Below are 24,986 nucleotides of genomic sequence, written 5' to 3'. Positions count from 1 at the left end.
TTTCCGGTTAAAACAGTGTCAGGCTATTACAGCGTCAGGGGCTGGCGCGCAGCCAGGACTTCAGCATCGAGCAGCGCATTGCGAACGGGCGCAAAACTGCGACGGTGATGCGGCGTGGCGCCATGTTGCGTCAGTTTTTCCATGTGCAGCGCGGTCGGATAACCTTTGTGCTGCGCAAAGCCATACTCCGGGAACAGCCGATCCAGATCGGCCATTTCGCGGTCACGCGACACTTTGGCGATGATCGACGCCGCACTGATTTCGGCAACCAGACTATCCCCTTTCACCACCGCCTGGGAAGGCATTGGCAGCGCGGGGCAGCGATTGCCATCTATCAGCACATAGTCGGGCTGGATGTGCAGACCCGCCACGGCGCGCTGCATCGCCAGCATGGTAGCATGCAGAATATTGAGCTGGTCGATCTCTTCAGGCTCTGCACGTCCCAGGCTCCAGGCCAGGGCCTTCTCTTTGATCTCGTCATACAGCGCCAGGCGGCGCTTTTCCGACAGTTTTTTCGAGTCGGCCAGGCCGGTAATCGGATTCGCCGGATCGAGGATGACCGCTGCGGTGACGACCGCACCGACCAGCGGCCCACGCCCCACTTCGTCCACACCCGCAATCAGGCTGGCGACAGGGTAGATAAAATCAGGCATTCACCAGCTCCAGTACCGCATCCGCTGCCTGCTCATCGGCGTTCCAGCGGATCTGTTGATGTAATTCATGAAACGTCTGCAGCAGCGTTTCGCGTTCAGGCCCGGCGTGCAGCAGCGGATCTAACGCCGCGGCCAGCGCTTCAGGCTGACACGCATCCTGCAGTAACTCTTTGACCAGCTCACGCCCGGCCAGCAGATTCGGCAGCGAGACGTAAGGGGTTTTGACCAGCCGTTTAGCCAGCCAGAATGTGGCAGGCTTCATGCGATATCCCACCACCATCGGACATTTTGCCAGCATGCACTCCAGCGCGGCAGTGCCGGATGCCAGCAGTGCGGCATCGCTCGCGATCATCGCCTCGCGGCCCTGCCCATCCAGCAGATGCATTGGCAGCTCCGGCGCCGTCTCGGCTTTAATCTTCTCAAACTGTTCGCGGCGACGGGCATTCACCAGCGGCACCACGATCTCCAGCGCCGGATAGTGACGACGCAGCAGGCGGGCCGTTTTCAGGAAGTCCGCGCTGAGCATCTCTACTTCCGCGCCGCGACTGCCCGGCAGCAGGGCCAGACAGAGCGCATCGTCGGCGATCCCCAGATGACGCCGGGCAGCCAGCTTATCGGGCTGCAGCGGCATCGCATCCGCCATCGTATGGCCAATAAAGCGGCAGGGAACGTTAAAACGATCGTAAAAGGCTTTTTCAAACGGCAGGAACGCCAGCACCAGATCGGTGTTACGGCCGATCTTGAAGACGCGCTTTTGCCGCCATGCCCAGACAGAAGGACTGACATAGTGGATAGTGCGGATGCCCGCGCGTTTGAGGTTGCCTTCCAGCGTGATATTAAAATCGGGCGCATCAATGCCGACAAAGACGTCGGGCCGCAGTGCGGTGAAACGCTGCGTCAGATCGCGGCGAATTTTCAGCAGGCGCCGCAGGCGGCCCAGCACCTCCACGATCCCCATTACCGCCAGCTCTTCCATCTCATACCAGGCTTCGCACCCTTCCGCCTGCATCAGCGGCCCCGCCACCCCCACAAAGCGTGCATCCGGATGACGGGCTTTCAGAGCACGGATCAGACCGGCACCAAGAATATCGCCGGAGGTTTCTCCGGCGACCAGGGCAATCGTTAAAGGACGCGCTGACATGGGTTAACGGATTAATCCACGGGTAGAGCGGCTGAAGAAGTCGTAGAAAGGCTGCACTTCGCTGTGCTGCTGCGCGATGGCTTCAATCTCTGGCTTCACTTCCTCCAGCGTTCTGCCGCTACGGTAGAGCAACTTGTAGGCGTTGCGGATAGCGTGCAGCGACTCTTTGCTGAAGCCACGGCGTTTGAGACCTTCGATATTGATCCCGAACGGCGTCGCGTGGTTGCCCTGCGCAATGACGTAAGGAGGGACATCCTGTGCCACGCCGGAACAGCCGCCAACCATCACATGCGCCCCGATGGTGCACCACTGATGGACCGCTGTCATGCCGCCAATAATGGCGAAATCATCGACCGTGACGTGACCACCCAGAGTGGCGTTGTTGGCGAAGATGCAGCGGTTGCCAATCACGCAGTCATGCGCGATATGAACGTTTACCATCAGCAGATTATCGCTGCCCACCGTGGTGACATGGCCACCCTGGGTGGTGCCACGATGAATCGTCACGCTTTCACGGATGCGGTTGCGATCGCCGATCTCAACCCGTGTTGGCTCACCGGCATATTTCAGATCCTGATTCACTTCTCCGATTGAGGCGAACTGATAGATCTGGTTATCTTTACCGATACGCGTGTGGCCGTTCACCACAACGTGTGACTTCAGTACCGTTCCTTCACCGATCTCAACATTCGCGCCAATAAAGCAAAACGGGCCAATGTGAACACGGGCGCCAATGACAGCGCCCTCTTCGATAACAGAACTGGGATGGATAGTGGCGGTTGGATCAATCACGAATTATGCCTCCCGGCTGCGGGCACACATCATGGTCGCTTCACAAACGATTTTACCGTCGACAGTCGCCACGCCTTTAAAGCGGGTCAGACCACGGCGGGTTTTCTCGAAAGTCACTTCCATGATCATTTGGTCGCCTGGTACGACAGGACGTTTGAAACGGGCACTGTCGATACCGGCAAAGTAATAGAGTTCGCCTGGCTCCAGTTTACCCACGCTTTTAAACGCCAGAATACCAGTAGCCTGCGCCATCGCTTCCAGGATCAGAACGCCAGGAAAAATCGGTTTACCAGGGAAGTGCCCCTGGAAAAACGGTTCATTAACAGAAACGTTCTTCACTGCACGCAGGTATTTGTGCTCTTCAAATTCAAGCACACGGTCTACCAGCAGAAACGGATAGCGGTGCGGCAGCAGCTCTAAAATCTCTTCAATTTTCAGAGTATGAGTTTCAGTAGTCAAAATACTCTTCCTGTCCTAAAAATCTGATGACATCAATAACACGGCCTGCACAGATCAAGTGATCTTCCGCAGGCCGCAAATAGGTTCTGTGGCGCCGGGCTTCCCTGCTTAACATTTTTGTTATGAAAGCCGGTCAGTTTGGGGATGGCGGTTAGTCGTCTTTGCCGACCTTGCGCTCGATGGCTTTTAAGCGTTTGCTCATGTCATCGATGTTCATCACCAGCGCTGCAGTTTTGCGCCAGGTTTTGTTGGGTTGCAGCGGAATGCCGGATGAGTAAACACCAGGCTCTGTGATAGGACGCATGACCATGCCCATACCGGTCACCGTTACTTTGTCACAGATTTCCATGTGGCCGTTAATGACGCTGGCACCGCCAATCATACAGTAACGCCCAATCTTCAGACTACCCGCCATGATCACACCGCCTGCAACCGCAGTATTGTCGCCAATAACTACGTTGTGGGCGATCTGGCACTGGTTGTCTATGATAACACCATTGCCGATCAGAGTGTTATCCAGCGCACCGCGATCAATGGTTGTACAGGCACCTATTTCCACGCGATCGCCGATAATCACCGCGCCTAACTGCGGGATTTTCACCCAGTTACCGCGATCGTTGGCATAACCAAAACCATCCGAACCGATGACCGTGCCTGACTGAATCAGACAATCCTGGCCGATAACGATCTCGTGATACACAGAAACGTTGGCCCAGAGTCGGGTTCCGCTGCCAATACGGGTTTTTTTGCCGATAAAGCAGCCTGCACCAATCACCACGTTATCACCCAGCTCCACGTCCGCTTCAATCACGGCGTTTGCGCCAATCGCGACATGGCTGCCGAGACGAGCTGAAGGGTCAATCACCGCGCTGGGCGCAATGTTCTGCGCAGGCTGAGGGGTGGTGTCGAGTATCTGTGCCATACGCGCGTAGGTCAGGTAGGGATTTTTCACTACCAGCGCCGCAGTATTGCACCACTCCAGATCCGCTTCCGTCAGCACCACGGCTGAGGCCTTAATCAGGGCGAGTTGCTCGCGGTAACGGCTGTTTGCAAGAAAAGTGATTTGGCCAGTTGTGGCGGATTGCATAGAAGCAATGCCGGAGATGACGATATCGCCATCTCCGTGCAATTCTGCATCCAACTGCTGGGCTAAATCAGCCAGTCGAATAGATGACATGAATTATTTAACCTGTTTCAGCACGTCAGCAGTGATGTCTTTTGCGTTTGATGCATAAGCCACCGCGTTCGCGTCGATAACGACGTCATAGCCATCGCTGTCAGCGACTTTCTTCACGGCATCCTGAATACGGCTCAGCAGCTTGTTACGCTCTTCCATCTGACGACGGCGGTTATCCTGCTCAAACGCCTGTGCTTTTGAAGAGAAGGCTTCACGCTGTGACATGACATCTTTCTCCATGCGGCTGCGCTCACTGGCCTTCATGGTCGAACCGTCACGCTGCAGACGCTGCATTTTGGTTTGCAGATCGCGCTCCTGGCTCTGCAGCTCAGTTGCACGGCCTTTGAACTCATTTTCCAGCTGTTTAGCAACAGTCGCACGTTGCGGTAACTGTTGGAAAATGCTGGACACGTTTACCACTGCAATTTTGTCAGCAGCCTGAACACCAGCGGAAACCGCTAAAGCAAGACCCAGACCTGCGGCACACAACAACTTTTTCACTATAAACTCCTTACCATCAACGTTTGTGTCAGCGACACAGTGTTTGCACCGGAACAGCAGCGGGTGCTGTCCGGCAGCAAGACTTCAGCTTGCATCCATGCTCAGAACATTACCAGGTTTTACCAATGTTAAACTGGAACTGCTCTGATTTGTCTCCTTCGACTTTCTTCATCGGCTGGGCGTAAGAGAATACCAGCGGGCCAAGCGGTGACATCCACTGCAGCGCCACACCGCTTGAAACACGGATGTTGTTTGGATCGCTGTAGTCAGGAATGCCCGCAGCACGTGTTTCGGCGGTATTTTCCCAATGGGTATCCCACGCGGTACCGGCGTCGACAAATACCGACGTACGCACCGAGTTAGCATACTTCTCGCTCAGGAACGGCGTTGGCGTAATCAGCTCAAGGCTGGCGATCGCCATCGCGTTACCCCCGACCGCATCGTCAGACTTACAGACGCCATTGGGATCGGCAATCCGGCAGTTTGACGAGTTGTTATTGAAGTAGGCGGCTTTAGGACCAATGGTGTTGGACTGGAAGCCACGCACGGTGCTTGAACCACCAGCGTAGAAGTTCTCATAGAACGGCATCTCTTTGCCGCCGAGTCCATCGCCATAGCCCACGCGACCACGGCCCAGCAGCACCCAGGTACGATCCTGGTTAATCGGCATATATTGCTGGGTATCCAGCGTCGCCTTATAGAAGCTGTTGTCTGAGCCTGGAATCGTCACCTTACCGTTCAGGTTGGTGCGGTTACCCGACGTCGGGAAGAAGCCGCGGTCCAGGGTGTTGTACGTCCAGCCGTAGTTAAAGGTGAAGTCATCCGCGGAGAACTCACCTTTGTCGTTAAGCTGCTGGGGCTTGCCAACCGAGTCGAGATAACGCCACATCGCCACCTGCGGCTGCATGTTGGAGAGGTCATTATGGACATAGCCCAGACCGACACGCAGGGTGTTGTTTTCGTTAACCGGGAAGCCGAGCGTGCCATCCAGACCATAACTTTTGTTGGTATAGTCAGAGAGGTCCGCGTTATCCGCTTTAAAGTCGTTGTAGAACAGACGGCCGCCCAGACTCACACCGTCAACGGTGAAGTACGGGTCAGTCAGCGAGAATTCTGCGTAGGTCTGGTAGTCGTTTTTAGTACCGCTGATGCCGACGGTGTTACCGGTACCCAGCCAGTTATCCTGCGTCACGCCGACCTGGAAACTCACGCCACTTTCGGTGCCGTAGCCGACGCCGAAGTTAAAGGTCCCGGTGTTACGCTCTTTAACCTTGTAGACCACATCTACCTGGTCCGGCGAGCCCGGTACGCGCTGCGTATCCACATCTACGGTTTCAAAGTAACCGGTGCGGTTCAGACGCTCTTTGCCCTGCTCAACCAGATCGCTGCCCAGCCATGCGCCTTCCATCTGGCGCATTTCACGGCGTAACACCGAATCTTTCGACGTGTCGTTGCCTTCAAAGCGGACGTTACGCACGTAGTAGCGGTTCCCCGCATCCACGTTGATATGCAGTTTTACAGTCTTATCGGCGTCGTTGATTTCTGGCTGTGTCGCCACGCGCGGATAGGCATAGCCATAGCGGCCCAGCAGTTTCTTGATGTCATCTTCCATCTTCGTCACTTTGGCGCCGTTATAGAGCTCGCCAGACGGAATTTTTGTCAGATGTTCAATTTCTGCTGAGTGGCCTGCCATGCTGCCATTAACGATCACACCCGCGATTTTATACTGGTCGCCTTCGGTGATGTTCACCGTAATGTAAATGCCTTTTTTATCGGGCGTCAGGCTGACCTGGGTTGAGTCGATGTTAAAGCGTGCATAGCCGCGATCCAGGTAGAAGCTGCGCAGGGTTTCGAGGTCGCCCGCCAGTTTCTGTTTCTGGTATTTACGGTCACCCACCACGTTCCACCACGGCACTTCGTCGCGCAGCTGGAAGCGCGAGATCAGCTCGTCGGAGCTAAAGGCTTTGTTACCGACGATGTTGATCTGCTGAATCTTAGCAGAGACACCTTCGGTAAAGACCAGCTTCAGGTCTACACGGTTACGTGGCAGCGGTGTGACCACGGCTTTCACGTTAGCGGTATATTTCCCGACGCTGTAATAGAAATCCTCAAGGCCCTTCTCAATAGAGGAGATGGTGGTGCGATCCAGCGCTTCGCCGACACGTACGCCTGAGGCTTCCAGATTCTGTTTGAGCTGGTCCTCTTTCACCGCTTTGTTACCGGTGAAGGTAATGCTGGCAATGGTAGGACGTTCTTTAACCTGCACAATCAGTGTTGTACCGTCTCGCAGGACCTGAACATCCTCAAAGTTGCCAGTAGCAAACAGCGAGCGAATGGTGTTTCTGACATCATCGTCATTCACCGTATCACCAACCCGTACTGGCATGCTCAGCAGAGCCGCGCCGACGGCGACTCGCTGCAGCCCTTCGAAATGAATATCCTTCACCACGAAATCGTCTGCACCGTAAACGGTGGCGCTGCTAAACAGCAGCGACGCTATGAGCAACTTTTTCATCGCCATCGTTGTTATGCGTTTTCCTAACACATCCCCCGAATGTTCGCGTTCCAGCGGTTACAAACGTGAGAAATCATTGAAAAGTGCAAGCCCCATTAACAGCACCAGCAAAATTGAGCCGATGCGATAACTAAAGTCCTGAACTCGCTCGGACACCGGTCCACCTTTGATCTTTTCGATCGCCAGGAAGAGCAGATGACCACCATCTAAAACCGGCAGAGGGAACAGGTTGATGATGCCCAGGTTGACGCTAATCAGCGCCAGGAACATCAGGTAATAAATCAACCCGTACTCTGCTGACAACCCTGCGCCCTGCGCAATCGAAATTGGCCCGCTCAGGTTGTTCAGCTTCACATCGCCGGTTATTAACTTGCCCAGCATGGACACAGTGAGCTTCATCAGCTGCCAGGTTTTTACACTAGCCTCGCCGATAGCGGCAAACGCGCCATACTGCCTTACCGTTTTGTACTCTTCTGGCAGCGGGATAACGCGCGGAATGACTCCCGCAAATCCCGCTTTGCTGCCCGCTTTCGCTTCCGGCGTCATCGTCAGCGCAATCGAGTCGCCGCCGCGATCCACCTCAAGCGCCATGCTTTTGCCCGGATTATCCCGGACCTGGGTGACAAAGGACTGCCACTGCGATAACGGCTGACCATCGACTTTAACGATCCTGTCGCCCGCTTGCAAACCGGCTTCACTGGCTGGCGAGTTCGCCTGCACTTCTGCCAGCGTGGTCTCAATCTGCGGACCGCGCGGCTGAATCCCCAGCGCCACAACCGGATCCTGCTTATCCGGCTCAAACTGCCAGTTACGCAAATCCAGCTGCTTCTGCTGTGTCGCCTCCTCGCCAAATCGGGCCACGGTCAGCGTGGTAGTGCTGTCCCCGATTTTACCGACCAGCGCCATACGCACAGCATCCCAGTCAGGCGTTTCGATACCGTCAACCGCCTTAAGTTCCATGCCGGGCGTAATTTGGGCTTCCGCAGCCACCGAACCGTTTAAAATTTCACCGATTACCGGGCGCACACCGGGCACGCCGTGAATGAACACAACCCAGTAGGCGAAGATGGCGAAGATGAAGTTCGCGACGGGACCCGCCGCAATGATGGAGGCGCGTTGCCAGACGGCTTTGTTGTTAAAAGCCTGATGACGCAGCTCGGCCGGTACGCTTTCAACGCGTTCGTCGAGCATTTTGACATAGCCGCCGAGCGGAATCAGCGCGATGACATATTCGGTGCCGTGGCGGTCACGGCGCTGCCAGAGCGCCTTGCCAAAGCCAATGGAAAAGCGCTCAACCTTAACGCCACAGCGCCGAGCGACCCAGAAGTGGCCAAACTCATGAACTGTAATCAGTACGCCCAGCGCAACGATAAAGGCGACAAAACTCCAGAGTATGCTCAACATCTTTGCCTGTCCTTAGAGAGTGCGGAACACCAGCAGCAGTAAACAGGCAAACACCGGTACCGCCGCAGTCAGGCTATCGATGCGGTCAAGCATGCCACCGTGACCCGGAATCAGATTGCCACTGTCCTTAATGCCCGCTTCACGTTTGAACATGCTCTCCGTGAGGTCGCCCAGCACCGAGGCCAGCGTTGAAATGACCGCGCAGACCACCAGCGTACCGGCAGAAACGGTGAGCGGTGCCAGCGAGGCAAACAGCAGCGCAATCAGCGCCGAGCAGGCCAGGCCACCCAGAAACCCTTCCCAGGTTTTTCCTGGTGAAACCTTTGGCGCCAGCTTGTGCTTGCCGAACATTTTGCCAAACATGTAGGCACCGGAATCCGCGCCCCACACCAGCAGCAGCACAAACAGCAGCCACCAGGCACCGGCAAAGTGGTCAGTTTCATAATGATACTGACGCAGCGCCACCATGCCCCAGAAAAAAGGCACCAGGGTTAATATGCCAAACAGTAAGCGGAGCGGGCGCGAATGGCGCCAGAAAGCCGCCGAAGCGGGATAGGAGAGCACCAGCAGCAGCGCCACGATCCACCAGACGAGCGACGCCCAAAGCGATGTCGCGATCTGTGGCAGATGGACTGCGTGTTGATAGGGTGGCAGCGTAAACTGCATCAGTGCCAGCAGCAGACCACAAAGTACAGCCAGCCAGACGCGCTGCTGGCGTGATGCCATTCCTGCAAACTGACCCCACTCCCAGGCAGCCAGCATACAGATAACAATCGTTGTCAGTGCGAAACCCACAGGCGGTAACCAGAACAGTGCAGCTATTACCAGCGGAATTAAAATCAACGCGGTAATCAGACGAGACTTCAGCAAAGGTTACCCCCAGATTGCTCAGGCGCCGCCTGGTGCAGCGCCGCCAAAACGACGCTCCCGCAGAGAGAATGCATTCAGTGCACCTTCAAAAACGTGTTCATCGAAATCCGGCCAGAGCACATCGGTAAAATAGAATTCAGCATAGGCAATCTGCCACAGCAGGAAGTTGCTAATCCGATGCTCTCCCCCGGTCCTTATCACTAAATCCACTGGCGCCAGCTCCTGCATACAGAGCTGCGACGTCAGGCTCTCTTCGGTAATCTGGTCAGGTCTCAGTAATCCTTCCTGAACCTGTTCAGCCAGTTTTTTCACGCCTTCGATAATATCCCAACGGCCGCCATAGTTGGCAGCAATGTTGAGCGTCAGGCCACTATTATTTGCAGTCAGTGTCTCAGAACGGCGAATACGTTCCTGAATACGCGGACTGAAACGGCTGGTATCGCCAATGACGCGCAGACGAACATTATGTTTATGCAGGCTTTTGACTTCGCTATCCAGCGCCCAGACAAACAGTTCCATCAACGCGGTGACTTCCTGCGCTGGACGACTCCAGTTTTCACTGCTGAAGGCGTAAAGCGTCAGGGCTTCGAGATTGTTGCTGACCGCAAAGCTGACGGCACGGCGTACCGATTTAACGCCCGCTCTGTGACCGGAAATCCGCAATTTTCCCTGATTTTTGGCCCAGCGACCATTGCCATCCATGATGATAGCGACGTGACGCGGACCGTTTCCCTGCTGGTCATCAGTGTTGTTGTGATTGTTAGACGACATAACGCTTAACCAATTCCTTTCATCAGAAATGCTGTGGTTTCTGAATACATTGCGCCCGATTCAAATCCCGACACTCCCCGAGTGCCGGGCCACACCGAATTCGGTGACAGACCGTGAAACGCGAGCCAGCGACTATACCATTTTCACCTGAAGCGAACAAATGGCCTCATAGCGATCGCTATCACGACGTAAAACGCGGCAACATTTCTGTTGCCAGCGCGCGCGCGATGCGATCAATTTCGAGGACAGCGTCCACCGAATCGGGTTCCGGACACGCCTGTGCCGCCATCACTGCACTGTTCAGAGCGGCAATGTCGGTGAAGCGGATCTGGTGATTCAGGAAAGCCGCGACGGCAACCTCGTTGGCGGCATTAAGCGTGGTGGTCGCCGCCTGTCCTGCGTCACAGGCATCAATGGCCAGTTTCAGGCAGGGATAGCGGCTGAAGTCAGGTTCTGCAAAGGTCAGCGCCGACATGCGGGTAAAATCCAGCGGTGTCACGCCAGCATGAATACGCGACGGCCAGGCCATGCTGTGAGCAATCGGCGTACGCATATCAGGAGAACCTAACTGAGCCAGCACGCTGCCATCGCAGTATCGCACCATGGAATGAATCACCGACTGAGGGTGAAGGATCACTTCCATCTGCGCTGCGCTGGCATTAAACAACCAACGGGCTTCAATGTACTCGAGACCTTTATTCATCATGGTGGCCGAATCGACAGAGATTTTTCTCCCCATCGACCAGTTCGGATGTGCACAGGCCTGATCCGGCGACATGGCACTGAGATCCGTTAACGCTGTGTCACGAAAAGGACCACCCGATCCCGTAAGGATAATCGACTCAATGCCATTATCCTGCAGGTCAGCGTAACCTAACTGATGCTGGATGGTAGCGGGTAAACTCTGAAAAATGGCGTTATGCTCGCTGTCGACCGGTAGTAACTGTGCGTGATGATGACGTACCGCCTCCATAAACAAACGGCCGCAGGTGACAAGTGATTCTTTGTTGGCCAGCAGGACGGTTTTACCTGCGCGAATAGCCGCCAGTGTCGGCAGCAGACCTGAGGCGCCCACAATCGCCGCCATGACCTGATCCACCTCGTCCAGCGCAGCCAGTTCACAGGCTGCCTGAACGCCGGAGAGCACTTCAGTATCAACCCTGATTGCTCTCAGTCGCTCACGCAGTGCCGCCGCAGAGGCGTCGTCTGCCATGCAGGCGTAGCGCGGGGTAAAGGCTGCACACTGCTCAGCCATCAGCGCCACGTTGTGGCCGGCGACCAGTGCCGTAATCTGATAGAGCTCTGGGTTGGCGCGCACCACCGCCAGCGTGCTGGTGCCGATCGAGCCGGTTGATCCCAGCAGAGTTAATCGCTTCATGAGGCTATCCGTGTGAAGTCAGCGTGCGCAGAGGCACAATGTAAAACGCCGCCAGATGTCGCATTCATACGAATACCTCTCTGTACGGCGTTTTGTCGGGCAGCGACAGGATTAGAAATCCATCAGCTCCGTCTCTTTTTCTGACAGTGCAGCATCGACTTTCTTGATGTAAGCATCCGTCATTTTCTGAATTTCGTCCTGCGCACGACGTTCATCGTCTTCGCTGATCTCTTTATCTTTCAGCAGCGCTTTGATTTTATCGTTGGCATCGCGACGGACGTTACGTACCGACACACGGCCCTGCTCGGCTTCGCCGCGCACGATTTTAATCAGATCTTTACGACGCTCTTCGGTCAGCGCAGGCAGCGGAACACGGATGTCGCTACCGGCTGAACTTGGGTTCAGACCGAGATCGGACTTCATGATCGCCTTTTCAACTGCCGCACTCAGTGTGCGATCAAACACGTTGATTTTCAGCGTGCGTGAATCTTCCACTGTGACGGAAGCCAGCTGACGCAGTGGCGTCGGCGTGCCGTAATATTCGACGACGATGCCGTCAAGCAGCGAAGGGGAAGCACGACCCGTGCGCACTTTGCTGATGGTATTTTTGAATGCTTCAACGCATTTTTCCATGCGCGTGTCAGCATCTTTTTTGATGTCGTTAATCACGTTGAAACCCTTGGATTCGGTTTGACCTGGCCAGTTCCGGCATCACCGGAAGCGGGATCGATAATTATCGATAATCCTGACTGGTGCGCGATGCATTGTCATCGCGCTGACAGAATATACCTTATTTTATCTCGCCTCGGGTATTAATGCGTAATCAGGGTGCCTTCTTTTTCACCCATGACGACGCGACGCAGCGCGCCAGGCTTGTTCATGTTGAAAACACGGATAGGTAATTTGTGGTCGCGCGCCAGGGTAAAGGCCGCGAGATCCATCACTTTCAGCTCCTGATCCAGCACTTCGGCATAGGTCAGCTGCTCATAGAGGGTTGCGTCCGGGTTTTTCACCGGGTCAGCAGAGTAAACGCCATCGACCTTGGTCGCTTTCAGCACCACGTCCGCCTCAATCTCGATGCCGCGCAGACACGCCGCCGAGTCCGTGGTGAAGAACGGGTTGCCGGTACCGGCGGAGAAAATCACCACGCGGTTATTGCGCAGCAGGCTGATCGCCTCTGCCCAGCTGTAGTTGTCACAGACGCCATTCAGTGGAATCGCTGACATCAGGCGTGCATTCACATAGGCGCGGTGCAGCGCATCACGCATCGCCAGACCGTTCATAACGGTTGCCAGCATACCCATGTGGTCGCCCACGACGCGATTCATTCCCGCCTGTGCCAGGCCTGCGCCACGGAACAGGTTACCCCCGCCAATCACAACACCAACCTGGATGCCCAGTTCAACCAGCTCCTTTACCTCTTGTGCCATACGGTCAAGCACACTCGCGTCGATACCAAAACCTTCAGCGCCTTGCAGGGCTTCACCGCTGAGTTTAAGCAGGATACGTTGATAAACAGGTTTTGCGTTGGTCGCCATGGTCAGTTCTTCCTGGAAGATTGGGTGTAAAAGAGAAGTAAATTCTGATCGATCATCCGCTTACCGCGATGAAATTGCTATTGGGATGAAACTGAAAACGAGCCTGTTGCGGTGCACAGACAAAAAAGAACCGCCATCTGGCGGTTCTTTCAGAGCATTAAGACTGTTTGGACATGGCTGCAACTTCTGCAGCAAAGTCAGACTCAACTTTCTCGATGCCTTCACCCACTTCGAAGCGGATGAAGTTGATGACGTCAGCGCCCTGCTCTTTCAGCGCCTGGCCAACGGTTTTGCTTGGGTCGATAACGAAAGCCTGACCGGTCAGAGAGACTTCGCCGGTGAATTTCTTCATACGGCCTTCAACCATCTTCTCAGCGATCTCTTTTGGCTTGCCAGACTGCATCGCGATGTCCAGCTGAACCTGGTACTCTTTCTCAACCACGTCAGCAGAAACGTCTTCTGGCTTAACGAATTCAGGCTTGCTTGCTGCAACGTGCATCGCGATCTGCTTGATCAGATCTTCGTTTGCGCCGGTTGCTGAAACCAGAACGCCGATACGTGCGCCGTGCAGGTAGCTGCCCAGCTCTGCGCCTTCCAGGATTGCAACGCGACGGATGTTGATGTTCTCACCGATTTTAGCAACCAGTGCAACGCGCTCTTCTTCGAACTGCGCTTTCAGGACTTCAACGTCGGTCACGCGATCGGCAGCAGCTGCATCCAGAACTTTGTCTGCGAAGGCCTGGAAACCGCCATCTTTTGCAACGAAGTCAGTCTGGCAGTTTACTTCCAGAATCACGCCGTAGTCGCCAACGATCTTGGTTTTGATTACGCCATCAGCAGCAACGTTACCTGCTTTTTTCGCTGCTTTGATTGCGCCAGACTTACGCATGTTCTCAATCGCCAGCTCAATGTCGCCGTTCGCTTCAGTCAGCGCTTTTTTGCAATCCATCATGCCAGCGCCAGTACGCTCACGCAGTTCTTTTACCAATGCAGCGGTAATGTCAGCCATTCCAGAATCCTCGGTTCGTGCCTGTGTGCGTATGCACCAGCAGACACTTATTTGCGGAAAATTTTTCTGTCCCGCCGTCCGGTAGGGAGCGTGACAGACTTAGATAAAATAAAGGGGCCAGTATCGGCCCCTTACAGATCACATCTGAATGCTAAGGGCTCTTATGCAGAGCAAACCTTATTAAGCGTTTTCTAAAGACGCTTCTTCAGCTTGCTCAGCCAGGTCCTGAGAGCGACCTTCGCGAACGGTAGTCGCAACGGCATTCAGGTACAGGCTTACAGCACGGATCGCATCGTCGTTACCTGGGATAACGAAATCAACGCCATCTGGATCAGAGTTGGTATCAACGATAGCAAATACCGGGATACCCAGGTTGTTTGCTTCTTTGATTGCGATGTGTTCGTGATCGGCATCAACAACAAACAGCGCGTCTGGCAGACCGCCCATGTCTTTGATACCGCCCAGGCTGTTTTCCAGCTTGGCCAGCTCACGCGCACGCATCAGCGCTTCTTTTTTGGTCAGCTTATCGAAAGTACCATCCTGAGACTGAGTCTCCAGATCTTTCAGACGCTTGATTGACTGACGAACAGTTTTCCAGTTAGTCAGCATGCCACCTAACCAGCGGTGGTTAACGAAGAACTGGTCGCAGCTCAGTGCAGACTCTTTTACCGCTTCAGCAGCAGCGCGTTTGGTACCTACGATCAGGATCTTACCTTTACGGGAAGCGATCTTGTTCAGCTCAGCCAGCGCTTCGTTGAACATAGGGACAGTTTTCTCAAGGTTGATGATGTGAACCTTGTTGCGCGCACCAAAGATGAATGGCTTCATTTTTGGGTTCCAGTAACGGGTCTGGTGACCGAAGTGAACACCCGCCTGGAGCATGTCGCGCATGGAAACAGTTGCCATGATTACCTCTGAATTTTGATTGGGGTTGGGCCTCCATGTATCCCATACGACCGACCTCTTTCAAGGCACCCCGGCGTATGTGTCGATACATGTGTGTTTTATTACACATAATGAGAGTTATGCGTTTCCTGCTGACCGAAACGGTCATACAGAGAATCGTCGGCGCGCTTTATACCACAACCAGCCCGGGGACGCCAATAAATGATCGCGGGCCGGGGCCAGTGCGTTCTCTATTTGGCAGCCCATTTACGGGCTGCTAACATGACAGCACAGAGTTCATTATTGTCGAAATTTTCGACAAATGCGGATTAATTTAATGGCAATTTCAATCAAAACCCCTGAAGAAATCGAAAAAATGCGCGTTGCCGGCCGACTGGCCGCCGAAGTGCTGGAGATGATCGAACCCCACGTTCAGCCGGGTGTGACAACCGGTGAGCTGGACCGCATCTGCCACGAGCACATCACGCAAAAGCAGCAGGCGGTTTCTGCCTGTCTCGGCTATCACGGCTTTCCAAAATCAGTCTGCATTTCGGTGAATGAAGTGGTGTGCCACGGCATCCCGAGCGACGATCGCCCGTTAAAAGATGGCGATATCGTTAATATCGATGTCACGGTTATCAAAGATGAGTACCACGGCGACACCTCTAAGATGTTTATCGTGGGTAAGCCGACGATCCAGGGCGAGCGCCTGTGCCGCATTACTCAGGAGAGCCTCTATCTTTCCCTGCGTCTGATTAAGCCCGGCATCCGCCTGCGCGAGCTGGGCCGCGCGATTCAGAAGTTTGTGGAAGCGAACGACTTCTCCGTGGTGCGGGAATATTGCGGCCACGGCATTGGCAAGGGGTTCCATGAAGAGCCTCAGGTGCTGCATTACGATGCCGATGACAGCGGCGTGGTGCTGCAGGCGGGCATGACCTTTACGGTCGAGCCGATGGTCAACGCCGGCGATTACCGCATCCGCACCATGAAAGATGGCTGGACGGTAAAAACCAAAGATCGCAGCTTGTCCGCGCAGTATGAGCATACTATTGTGGTGACGGAAAACGGCTGTGAGATTTTAACCCTGCGTAAAGATGACACGCTGCCTGCTGTGCTCGTCGCCGAAGGGTAATTCCCCGATTACAGATCAAGCCGGCGCTGAGCCGGCTTTTTTTTGGCTAAAAAAGAGAAGAGCTGCATGAGCGTGAGTCTGTCGGAAGATGTGAAGAGCGGTCTGGCCAATTCCCCGGCCGGATGGAGTGACGACCAGCTGACCCGCGACAGTCTGAAGCTGCGGCTGGAACAGTTTCAGCAGCATCTGGCTGCCGCCTTTGATGCGGGTGAAGCGGTGGAGTCGCTGATTGATGCACGCACGCTGTTTATCGATCGGCTGCTGTGCCGCCTGTGGCGCTTTTTTGGCTTTGCGGAGATGCCAGCGATCGCGCTGGTTGCCGTAGGCGGCTATGGCCGCGCCGAACTGCATCCGCTTTCAGATATTGATGTCCTGATCCTCAGCCGCCAGCCGCTGGATGAACAGGCTGCGCAGCGTACCAGCGCGCTGCTGACGCTGATGTGGGATCTGCGGCTGGAAGTGGGCCACAGCGTCCGCACGCTGGAAGAGTGCCTGCTGGAGGGGCTCTCTGATCTCACCGTTGCCACCAACCTGATTGAGTCCAGGATGCTTACCGGCGATGTGGCGCTGTTCCTTGAGTTACAGAAGAATATCTTCAGCGACGGCTTCTGGCCCTCCTCCTCCTTTTTTGCGGCCAAAACGGAGGAGCAGCAGGAGCGCCATAAGCGTTATCACGGCACCAGCTATAATCTGGAGCCGGACATCAAGAGCAGCCCCGGCGGCCTGCGGGATATTCATACGCTGCAGTGGGTCGCCCGACGTCATTTCGGTGCCACCACGCTGGATGAGATGGTCGGCTTCGGTTTTCTCACCGATGCGGAGCGCAGCGAACTCAATGAGTGTCAGGCGTTTCTCTGGCGCATCCGCTTTGCCCTGCACCTCTCCCTGCCACGCTACGACAACCGCCTGCTGTTCGATCGCCAGCTCAGTGTGGCACAGCGCCTGAACTACCAGGGTGAAGGCAATGAGCCGGTTGAGCGAATGATGAAGGACTTTTATCGCGTCACACGGCGCATCGGCGAACTGAATCAGATGCTGCTGCAACTGTTTGATGAGGCGATTCTGGCGCTCTCTACCAGTGAAAAGCCCCGCCCTGTCGATGACGATTTCCAGCTGCGCGGCGACTTAATCGACCTGCGCGACGAAACGCTGTTCAGACGCGAGCCGCAGGCTATTCTGCGCATGTTCTACGTCATGGTGCGCAACGACAGCATTAAAGGTATCTACTCCACCACCCTGCGCCATCTGCGCCATGCGCGTCGTCATCTCAGTCAGCCGCTGTGTCAGATCCCGGAGGCACGCCGCACTTTCATGTCGATTCTGCGTCATCCCGGCGCGGTCAGCCGGGCGCTGGTGCCGATGCATCGCCACAGCGTATTGTGGGCCTATACGCCGCTGTGGGGCCAGATTGTCGGACAGATGCAGTTCGATCTGTTTCACGCCTACACCGTTGATGAGCACACCATTCGGGTATTGCAGAAGCTGGAAAGCTTTGCCAGTGAAGGGACCCGGCCACAGCATCCGCTGTGCGTTGAGCTCTGGCCGCGTCTGCCTCAGCAGGAGCTGCTGCTGATGGCCGCCCTGCTGCATGACATTGCCAAAGGGCGCAACGGCGACCACTCTGTTCTCGGCGCGCAGGATGCGCTCGACTTTGCAGAAATGCACGGTCTGAATTCGCGGGAAACGCAGCTGGTGGCCTGGCTGGTCCGTCACCACCTGCTGATGTCGGTGACGGCGCAGCGGCGCGATATTCAGGATCCGACGGTGATCCAGCAGTTCGCCGAGGTGATGCAGAATGAGAACCGGCTGCGCTATCTGGTCTGTCTGACCGTCGCCGACATCTGCGCCACTAACGAAAGCCTCTGGAACAGCTGGAAGCAGAGCTTGCTGCGTGAACTGTTTTTCGCCACCGAGAAGCAGCTGCGGCGTGGCATGGAAAACAGTCCGGATTTGCGCGAGCGGGTACGTCATCATCGCCTGCAGGCGCTGGCACTGTTGCGTATGGATAATATCAATGAAGAGCGGCTGCATCAGATCTGGAATCGCTGCCGCGCCGACTATTTCCTGCGCCATACCCCGAATCAGATCGCCTGGCATGCCCGCCACCTGCTGGGTCACGATCTGAAAAAACCGCTGGTGCTGGTCAGCCCGCATGCCACTCGTGGCGGAACGGAAATTTTTATCTGGAGTCCTGACAGGCCGCATCTGTTTGCTGCCGTCGCCGGTGAGCTGGACCGCCGCAACCTTAGTGTGCACGACGCCCAAATCTTTACCAGCCGCGATGGCATGGCGATGGATACCTTTATTGTGCTGGAGCCGGATGGCAGTCCGCTTTCGCCTGATCGTCACCCGATGATTATTCAGGCGCTGGAACAGGCAATAACCCAGTCCGAGTGGGTGCCGCCACGCACCCGCCGTCCGTCGGCCCGGCTTAAACATTTCAGCGTGGATACCGAAGTCAATTTCCTGCCAACGCACACCGACCGGCGCAGCTATCTGGAGCTGGTGGCGCTGGATCAGCCCGGCCTGCTGGCACGGGTCGGAGAAGTCTTTGCCGATCTGGGTGTCTCACTGCATGGCGCGCGCATCAGCACCATTGGCGAGCGGGTCGAAGATTTGTTTATTCTGGCCAACAGCGAACGGCAGGCGCTGAACGAAGAAATGCGCAAAGCGTTGCAACAACGGTTGACAGAGGCCCTTAATCCAAACGATAAAGTGTGACCCGACCCGACCGGTAAACATTTATCTTTTTACTTGTGCCGGGGTCTTGCCCGGCATCGTACATGACAGATCAGGAAAAAAATATGCAACAGTTACAGAGCGTTATTGAATCCGCCTTCGAACGTCGCGCTGACATCACCCCGACCAGCGTTGACAGCGAAACCCGTGATGCCATCAACCAGGTGATCTCTCTGCTGGACAGCGGTGCACTGCGCGTTTCTGAGAAGATCGACGGCGAGTGGGTAACGCATCAGTGGCTGAAGAAAGCAGTACTGCTCTCTTTCCGCATCAATGACAACCAGGTGATGGAAGGCGCTGAAACCCGTTTTTATGACAAGGTGCCGATGAAGTTTGCGGGCTGGGACGAGGCGCGCTTCAAAGAGGCCGGTTTCCGCGTGGTGCCGCCTGCGGCAGTGCGTCAGGGCGCGTTCATCGCCCGCAACACCGTACTGATGCCTTCTTACGTTAACATCGGCGCGTTCGTGGATGAAGGCACCATGGTGGACACCTGGGCGACCGTGGGCTCCTGTGCGCAGATCGGTAAAAACGTTCACCTCTCTGGCGGTGTCGGTATCGGCGGCGTACTGGAGCCGCTACAGGCTAACCCGACCATCATTGAAGACAACTGCTTCATCGGCGCACGCTCTGAAATCGTCGAAGGCGTGATTGTTGAAGAAGGCTCAGTGATCTCAATGGGCGTCTATATCGGTCAGAGCACCAAAATCTACGATCGTGAAACCGGCGAAGTACATTATGGCCGCGTTCCTGCCGGTTCAGTGGTGGTTTCCGGTAACCTGCCCTCCAAAGATGGCAGCTACAGCCTCTACTGTGCCGTGATTGTGAAGAAGGTGGATGCGAAAACCCTCAGCAAAACCGGCATCAACGAACTGCTGCGCACCATCGACTAATCTTCGTGACGGGCTGGAAACCAGCCCGTCATCTTTTCTTTACAATCCCTCCGTAACAGCCTGCTTCGCGTCGCGAATGATCGGGTGCGTTTAGTTTTCATCCAGGTCATAATCCGCGCCAGTTAAATCCTGTCGCGCAATGTTCATCCCGCTGCTTTATGTCTACAGTTGTCTGACGTCATGAACAAAACTGCGCGCTTCTCACTTTTGATGGAAACAACGCTATGTATGACAATCTGAAAAGCTTAGGAATCAGTAATCCGGACGATATCGACCGCTACAGCCTGCGTCAGGAAGCCAGCAACGACATTCTGAAAATTTACTTCCGCAAAGACAAAGGCGAGTTTTTCGCGAAGAGCGTTAAATTCAAATATCCGCGCCAGCGCAAAACGGTTGTGGCCGATCACGCGACGCAGGGCTACAAAGAAGTGCAGGAGATCAGCCCGAACCTGCGTTATGTCATCGATGAACTGGACCAGATTTGCCAGCGCGATCAGGTTGAAGTCGATCTGAAACGCAAAATCCTGGATGACCTGCGTCACCTGGAGAGCGTGGTCTCCCACAAAATCACTGAAATCGAATCGGACCTGGAAAAATTAACCCGCAACGGTCGTTAATTTTCGCGCCGACAGACAGGGCCAGCATTGCTGGCCTTTTTTATGACTGTGCCTCTTCCCTATCCCTGCTCATCCAGCTGCAACGCCACATAGAGCAGCAGCCGATCGTCGAACTGGCCAAGATTAAGCCCGGTCAGCTCAGAAATCCGGTTCAGCCGGTATTCCAGCGTATTACGATGAATAAAGAGCGCGCGCGCCGTGGCACCCGGCTGAACATTATGAGTGAACCAGGCGATCAACGTACGGCGCAGCAGGCCGTTGTTATCCATGCTTTTAAGTTTCGCCAGCGGCCGGGCGAGTTCGTTTGCCTGCCAGCCGCCGCGCAGGCTATCGAGCAGCACCGGCAGCATCAGGTCCTGATAAAAGTAGCTGCGCACGTCAGGCATCCGCTGCTTGCCAACCATCATCGTCGTGTGGGCCGTCCGGTAGGAGCGCGCAATACCGCCCGGGCCGCTGAAAAAGTTACCCAGCGCAATGCGCATCCGCAGGTGCCCGCTCTCTTTCATTCTCTGCAGTAACTGTTCGACGCGACGGCGATGGTCCTCCTGATCGTAACGGCCATGGGCATTCAGGGCGGGTTTCAGCACCACCATCTCCGTCAGCGATACGATAGCGATCAGGTTATCGCGCTCGGGTGTCGTCAGCAGGGTCTGCAGCTGCTGTAATTCCGACATCGCACTGTCGACGCCAAGCTGACCGCTGTCAATCTCCAGCACCGCGACCACGCGCGGCTGATTGAGATCGATGCCGAGCCGCTGCGCCCATTCGGTCAGCTGCGGTGACAGGGTATCGCTGCGGATCAGGTTCAGCACCAGCTCCTCACGCAGACGGCTATCCTGCGCCAGCAGATGCAACAGCCGCGCCTGTTCCAGCATCATCTCCGCCGTCATACAGACCAGCTCGCCGTAGTGACGTAATGCTACCGGCTCCCCCGTCAGGCCAATCACGCCGACGATGTCGCCATCGATCCGCAGCGGCAGGTTAATGCCAGGCCGCACACCATGAAGATGTTTAGCCACCGCCTCATCGATATCGACTATCCGCCCCTGCGAAAGCACCAGCAGCGCACCTTCGTGCAACTCTCCAATCCGTTCCCGGTCACCGCTGCCGATGATCCGGCCACGCGCATCCATCACGTTGACGTTGCTGTCAATAATCTTCATGGTGCGTGCCACGATATCCTGTGCCAGCCGGGCATCAAGGTGATAGGTTGCCATCCATTACTCCTGATAAAGAGGGGGAGAAACAGAATACGCATGCGCCCGGCGCAGAGCATTGTGCAGTTGCACAGAGCCGGGGAGGCATTTACTGAAAGTGCGGTCAGTATCACACTCTGGCAGGGTAAGGCGCAGACATAAAAAAGGCGGACCGCCGTCCGCCTGTTAGTGAGAGATGTACCGTTACTGCATCAGCAGATAGATACTGCTGTTACCACGTTTCACGTTCAGCGCCAGCACGGAAGGTTTGGTATCCAGCACTTTGCGCAGTTCACCCAGGTTTGTGACAACCTGCTGGTTAACGCCCTGGATCACATCGCCCTTTTTCAGGCCGATGCGTGCTGCGGCGCTGCCTGGTTTCACGTTATCCACGCGGACCCCTTTATCGCCGGTTTCCACATTGCTGAGGTCAGCCCCTTCAATGCCGGTATAAATGGTGGCGGACTGTACTTTCGCCTGGCTGCTCTGCTGCAGCTGGACGGAGACATCGACCGGCTTGCCGTCGCGCAGCAGACCCAGTTTCAGCGTGGTGCCTACCGGCAGTGAACCCACTTCGGCGCGCAGTGACGCGAAGCTGTTCAGCGGTTTGCCGTTCATTGAGACGATGACGTCACCCGCTTTAATCCCCGCTTTTGCCGCCGCCGAATCTGGCAGTACCTGGCTGACAAAGGCGCCGCGCTGCGCATCCACTTTCATTGCTTTGGCCAGTTCGGAGTTCAGCTCTGTCCCCTGCACACCCAGTTCGCCGCGTTTCACCTGACCAAACTCGACCATCTGAGCCGTCAGGTTTTTCACCATGTTGCTCGGAATAGCGAAGCCGATACCAATGTTACCGCCGTCCGGCGCCAGAATGGCGGTGTTGATGCCGATCAGCTCACCGTTAAGGTTAACCAGTGCACCACCGGAGTTCCCGCGGTTGATCGCCGCATCCGTCTGGATAAAGTTTTCGTAGTTTTCCACATTCAGGCCGCTGCGGCCCAGTGCCGAGACGATACCTGACGTCACGGTTTCGCCCAGTCCGTAAGGGTTGCCGATCGCCACGGTGTAGTCACCCACGCGCAGATTATCGGAGTCAGCGATTTTCACTGCGGTCAGGTTTTTCGCATCTTTCAGCTGGATCAGCGCGATGTCTGAGCTGGGATCTTTACCAATCACTTTAGCGTCGTAACGGCGACCGTCGCTGAGCTGCACCTGAATTTTGGTCGCATTGTTGACCACATGGTTGTTCGTCACCACATAGCCTTTTTCGGCATTAATGATAACGCCCGATCCCAGCGCACGGAATTTTTCCTGCTGCGTATCAGGTGCGGGCGCACCGCCCCCCTCGCCGCTCTGGCACATAGGGGAACTCTGGAACGGAGAACCGTCCTGACAGAAAGGCGAGTTATCGCCAAAGAATTGCTGAAACTGTTGTGGCATACGCGGGGTTTTTACCGTGGTAGTTCCCTCGACGCTGATACTGACCACAGAAGGCATCACCTTCTCCAGCATAGGTGCCAGGCTTGGCTGCTGCTGGCTATCAGATGAGGCCGTTTGTGCAGCAGAAACAGTAACAGGGGCGAGTGCCATGCTCAGGCTCAGGGCCAGCGCACTTAACATTAAGTTCTTTGTTTTCATTTTTCATTTCTCAATAAGATTACTGTTCAGACCATTGCTGTGGTCGAAAGGTGAGATAAATGTTTTAGCGCGAAGTTCCTTTAAAAGTTTTAGCCAAAGGTAAAAATTTATTCGCGCTCTTTACAATCGGCGGCTTATTCTACGGCCATCAGTCGCCGGTACTCATCCCAGGCATAGAGATCGGTCATGCCGCTGATATAGTCCTGAATAAGCCGGAAACGATAATAACGCTCCCACAACAGCCGTTGATATTTATGTTCCACGACCAGGTTACGCATTTTATGCAGATAGGCTTTGCGATGTTTGCCGGAGAGCTTATGGAAAAGCCGGGTTTCAATAGGGTGCTGGCGCAGGAAATCTTCATTTATCAGCGTGGTAAAGGCTTCATAATTCAGGCGCATCAGTGGCGCATAGATCTCCAGTAAGCCCTTAATCACCCGATAGCCCTGCAGCTCCAGCTGCTCGACTTCGGAGTGATTAAACACCTGCTGGCGCGCGACGGTCTTGAACAGTTGCAGCAGTCGTCCCTCTTCTCCCTCATCTTCCAGCAGCGCATGATTGAAACTTCCCGCGAATATCGCTGGCAGATTATCGACAAAACGTTTTACTGCGTAGCTTACCAGCACGCTCTGAACATTTACGCGTAATGACATAAAAAATTGATCGCTGCGGCTGCGGCGTTTTTTACTGCAGGCTTCACGCCAGGCTTCACCAATCGTCCGGCTGAAGGCATCATTATTTTTAACCGGGCCCCAGGCTTTATTCAGAAACTCATACAAACTTTCAACATTAAAGATATCTTTTTCTACAGCATCGTCCAAATCGGCAATACAGTAGGAGATATCATCGGCGGCTTCCATTATATAGGTCAGCGGAAAACGGTGATGTTCTTCCATATTGGTGGCGGCGCGCAGGTCAGCAATATAATCCTGCTCGGAGAGATAAAACCCCGGCTTTTTCATTAATACACTAAATTCGGCGGGCTTTTCACCCTGCCACCAGGCGGGCGCGGTATATTTCAGGATACAGGCGACCTGAGAATAGCTAAGATTGAGTTGCAGCAGCGTGTGCACCATACGGATAGCCTGTGCGTTGCCCTCAAAATGACAGAGGTCCTGACGAATCATGGCGTTGAGTTGATCAAATGCTCTGCGCTGCGCCTCCCCTTCCACGCCCGCCACCAGCGGGTCCACCAGTTCGGCGGCAAGATTCTCTTCAAACCAGTCGTTAATGGCCGCCTCGCCGAAATGGCCAAACGGCGGATTGCCGACGTCATGCAGCAGACACGCCATCTCGATCAGGCTTTCAAATGCCCCTTCCAGTTCATCCAGCCCATACTGCGCCAGTCCGCCCTGCATCTTCAGCGTCTGCAGAATCTCTTTGGTGATATATCGCCCGGTCTGCTGTACCTCCAGCGAGTGCGTCAGGCGGGAGCGGACGGCAGCGTTGCGTTCCAGTGGAAAGACCTGAGTTTTCTGCTGCAGGCGGCGGATAGCCGCTGAGTTGATAATGCGTCCGCGGTCGCTCTCAAAATGACGCGTAATGTAATATTCGCCTTCCGGATCTTTTCGACTGGTATAAGGGCGCGAGAAGCTGATCTTCTTCCTGAAATTGATCGCCGACATAAATTACCCCTGACTTTTTCGTGAATTAATCCCCGGATTGCCATGCTAGACTATGC

22 protein-coding genes are annotated in these 24,986 nt (G+C 55.2%); 4 read left to right on the top strand and 18 right to left on the bottom strand.

What is annotated here, in order from left to right; genetic code table 11:
• Nucleotides 1-26: 26 nt before the first annotated feature.
• From rnhB to rpsB, 15 genes are all read right to left on the bottom strand, one after another.
• Nucleotides 27-653, bottom strand: a complete 627-nt coding sequence (gene rnhB / locus RT657_RS06435; RefSeq protein WP_313653171.1) for a ribonuclease HII — start codon at nt 651-653, stop codon at nt 27-29.
• On the bottom strand, nt 646-1,794 hold the full coding sequence (gene lpxB, locus RT657_RS06430) for a lipid-A-disaccharide synthase (RefSeq protein WP_313653170.1): 1,149 nt from the start codon (nt 1,792-1,794) through the stop codon (nt 646-648). The genes rnhB and lpxB overlap by 8 nt, the downstream gene beginning before the upstream one ends.
• Nucleotides 1,795-1,797: 3 nt before the next feature.
• Nucleotides 1,798-2,586, bottom strand: coding sequence for an acyl-ACP--UDP-N-acetylglucosamine O-acyltransferase (gene lpxA, locus RT657_RS06425; protein WP_111140588.1), 789 nt, complete (start codon nt 2,584-2,586; stop codon nt 1,798-1,800).
• 3 nt (nt 2,587-2,589) lie between these two features.
• Nucleotides 2,590-3,045 (bottom strand): 3-hydroxyacyl-ACP dehydratase FabZ, encoded by a 456-nt coding sequence (fabZ, locus tag RT657_RS06420; RefSeq protein ID WP_003852639.1) that lies wholly within the window; start codon nt 3,043-3,045, stop codon nt 2,590-2,592.
• Between the two features lie 151 nt (nt 3,046-3,196).
• Nucleotides 3,197-4,222 carry a UDP-3-O-(3-hydroxymyristoyl)glucosamine N-acyltransferase gene (lpxD, locus tag RT657_RS06415; RefSeq protein ID WP_313653167.1) on the bottom strand — a complete coding sequence of 342 codons (1,026 nt, stop codon included), beginning with the start codon at nt 4,220-4,222 and terminating at the stop codon, nt 3,197-3,199.
• A gap of 3 nt (nt 4,223-4,225) precedes the next feature.
• A complete protein-coding gene (gene skp, locus RT657_RS06410) occupies nt 4,226-4,723 on the bottom strand; it encodes a molecular chaperone Skp (protein WP_003852644.1) in 498 nt (165 codons plus the stop codon).
• A 109-nt stretch (nt 4,724-4,832) separates the two neighbouring features.
• Nucleotides 4,833-7,244, bottom strand: a complete 2,412-nt coding sequence (gene bamA, locus RT657_RS06405; RefSeq protein WP_313653166.1) for an outer membrane protein assembly factor BamA — start codon at nt 7,242-7,244, stop codon at nt 4,833-4,835.
• A gap of 51 nt (nt 7,245-7,295) precedes the next feature.
• Nucleotides 7,296-8,642, bottom strand: a complete 1,347-nt coding sequence (gene rseP, locus RT657_RS06400) for a sigma E protease regulator RseP (RefSeq protein WP_128084922.1) — start codon at nt 8,640-8,642, stop codon at nt 7,296-7,298.
• A gap of 12 nt (nt 8,643-8,654) precedes the next feature.
• The gene (cdsA, locus tag RT657_RS06395; RefSeq protein WP_313653165.1) at nt 8,655-9,512 is read right to left on the bottom strand and encodes a phosphatidate cytidylyltransferase; all 858 of its coding nucleotides are present in this window, start codon (nt 9,510-9,512) and stop codon (nt 8,655-8,657) included.
• An 18-nt stretch (nt 9,513-9,530) separates the two neighbouring features.
• Complete coding sequence (gene ispU, locus RT657_RS06390) at nt 9,531-10,283, bottom strand: (2E,6E)-farnesyl-diphosphate-specific ditrans,polycis-undecaprenyl-diphosphate synthase (RefSeq protein WP_313653164.1); 753 nt, start codon at nt 10,281-10,283, stop codon at nt 9,531-9,533.
• A gap of 181 nt (nt 10,284-10,464) precedes the next feature.
• Nucleotides 10,465-11,661, bottom strand: a complete 1,197-nt coding sequence (gene ispC, locus RT657_RS06385; protein WP_313653163.1) for a 1-deoxy-D-xylulose-5-phosphate reductoisomerase — start codon at nt 11,659-11,661, stop codon at nt 10,465-10,467.
• Between the two features lie 111 nt (nt 11,662-11,772).
• Nucleotides 11,773-12,330, bottom strand: a complete 558-nt coding sequence (gene frr / locus RT657_RS06380) for a ribosome recycling factor (RefSeq protein WP_009091992.1) — start codon at nt 12,328-12,330, stop codon at nt 11,773-11,775.
• Nucleotides 12,331-12,473: 143 nt separating this feature from the next.
• Nucleotides 12,474-13,199 carry a UMP kinase gene (gene pyrH / locus RT657_RS06375; RefSeq protein WP_128084920.1) on the bottom strand — a complete coding sequence of 242 codons (726 nt, stop codon included), beginning with the start codon at nt 13,197-13,199 and terminating at the stop codon, nt 12,474-12,476.
• Between the two features lie 157 nt (nt 13,200-13,356).
• Nucleotides 13,357-14,208, bottom strand: coding sequence for a translation elongation factor Ts (gene tsf / locus RT657_RS06370; RefSeq protein ID WP_313653159.1), 852 nt, complete (start codon nt 14,206-14,208; stop codon nt 13,357-13,359).
• A gap of 180 nt (nt 14,209-14,388) precedes the next feature.
• Nucleotides 14,389-15,114: a 30S ribosomal protein S2 gene (gene rpsB / locus RT657_RS06365; protein ID WP_009091997.1), complete on the bottom strand. Its 726-nt coding sequence runs from the start codon at nt 15,112-15,114 to the stop codon at nt 14,389-14,391.
• 316 nt (nt 15,115-15,430) lie between these two features.
• Between rpsB and map the strand changes: the two genes are divergently transcribed.
• From map to RT657_RS06345, 4 genes are all read left to right on the top strand, one after another.
• On the top strand, nt 15,431-16,225 hold the full coding sequence (gene map, locus RT657_RS06360; RefSeq protein ID WP_313653157.1) for a type I methionyl aminopeptidase: 795 nt from the start codon (nt 15,431-15,433) through the stop codon (nt 16,223-16,225).
• Nucleotides 16,226-16,291: 66 nt separating this feature from the next.
• Nucleotides 16,292-18,946 (top strand): bifunctional uridylyltransferase/uridylyl-removing protein GlnD, encoded by a 2,655-nt coding sequence (gene glnD, locus RT657_RS06355; protein ID WP_313653156.1) that lies wholly within the window; start codon nt 16,292-16,294, stop codon nt 18,944-18,946.
• 83 nt (nt 18,947-19,029) lie between these two features.
• Nucleotides 19,030-19,854 (top strand): 2,3,4,5-tetrahydropyridine-2,6-dicarboxylate N-succinyltransferase, encoded by an 825-nt coding sequence (gene dapD / locus RT657_RS06350; protein WP_128084917.1) that lies wholly within the window; start codon nt 19,030-19,032, stop codon nt 19,852-19,854.
• 224 nt (nt 19,855-20,078) lie between these two features.
• The gene (locus RT657_RS06345) at nt 20,079-20,471 is read left to right on the top strand and encodes a DUF3461 family protein (protein WP_313653155.1); all 393 of its coding nucleotides are present in this window, start codon (nt 20,079-20,081) and stop codon (nt 20,469-20,471) included.
• A gap of 59 nt (nt 20,472-20,530) precedes the next feature.
• Here RT657_RS06345 and RT657_RS06340 read toward each other — a convergent pair whose 3' ends face one another.
• From RT657_RS06340 to dgt, 3 genes are all read right to left on the bottom strand, one after another.
• Nucleotides 20,531-21,688 (bottom strand): CdaR family transcriptional regulator, encoded by a 1,158-nt coding sequence (locus RT657_RS06340; protein ID WP_313653154.1) that lies wholly within the window; start codon nt 21,686-21,688, stop codon nt 20,531-20,533.
• Nucleotides 21,689-21,871: 183 nt separating this feature from the next.
• A complete protein-coding gene (gene degP, locus RT657_RS06335; RefSeq protein WP_313653153.1) occupies nt 21,872-23,305 on the bottom strand; it encodes a serine endoprotease DegP in 1,434 nt (477 codons plus the stop codon).
• Nucleotides 23,306-23,439: 134 nt separating this feature from the next.
• Nucleotides 23,440-24,930, bottom strand: a complete 1,491-nt coding sequence (gene dgt / locus RT657_RS06330) for a dGTPase (RefSeq protein WP_313653152.1) — start codon at nt 24,928-24,930, stop codon at nt 23,440-23,442.
• Nucleotides 24,931-24,986: the final 56 nt, after the last annotated feature.

The sequence above is a fragment of the Pantoea sp. genome (genome assembly GCF_032114055.1).
In the GTDB taxonomy this organism is placed as follows: domain Bacteria; phylum Pseudomonadota; class Gammaproteobacteria; order Enterobacterales; family Enterobacteriaceae; genus Pantoea.
This window is presented reverse-complemented; position numbering and strand designations above follow the sequence as displayed.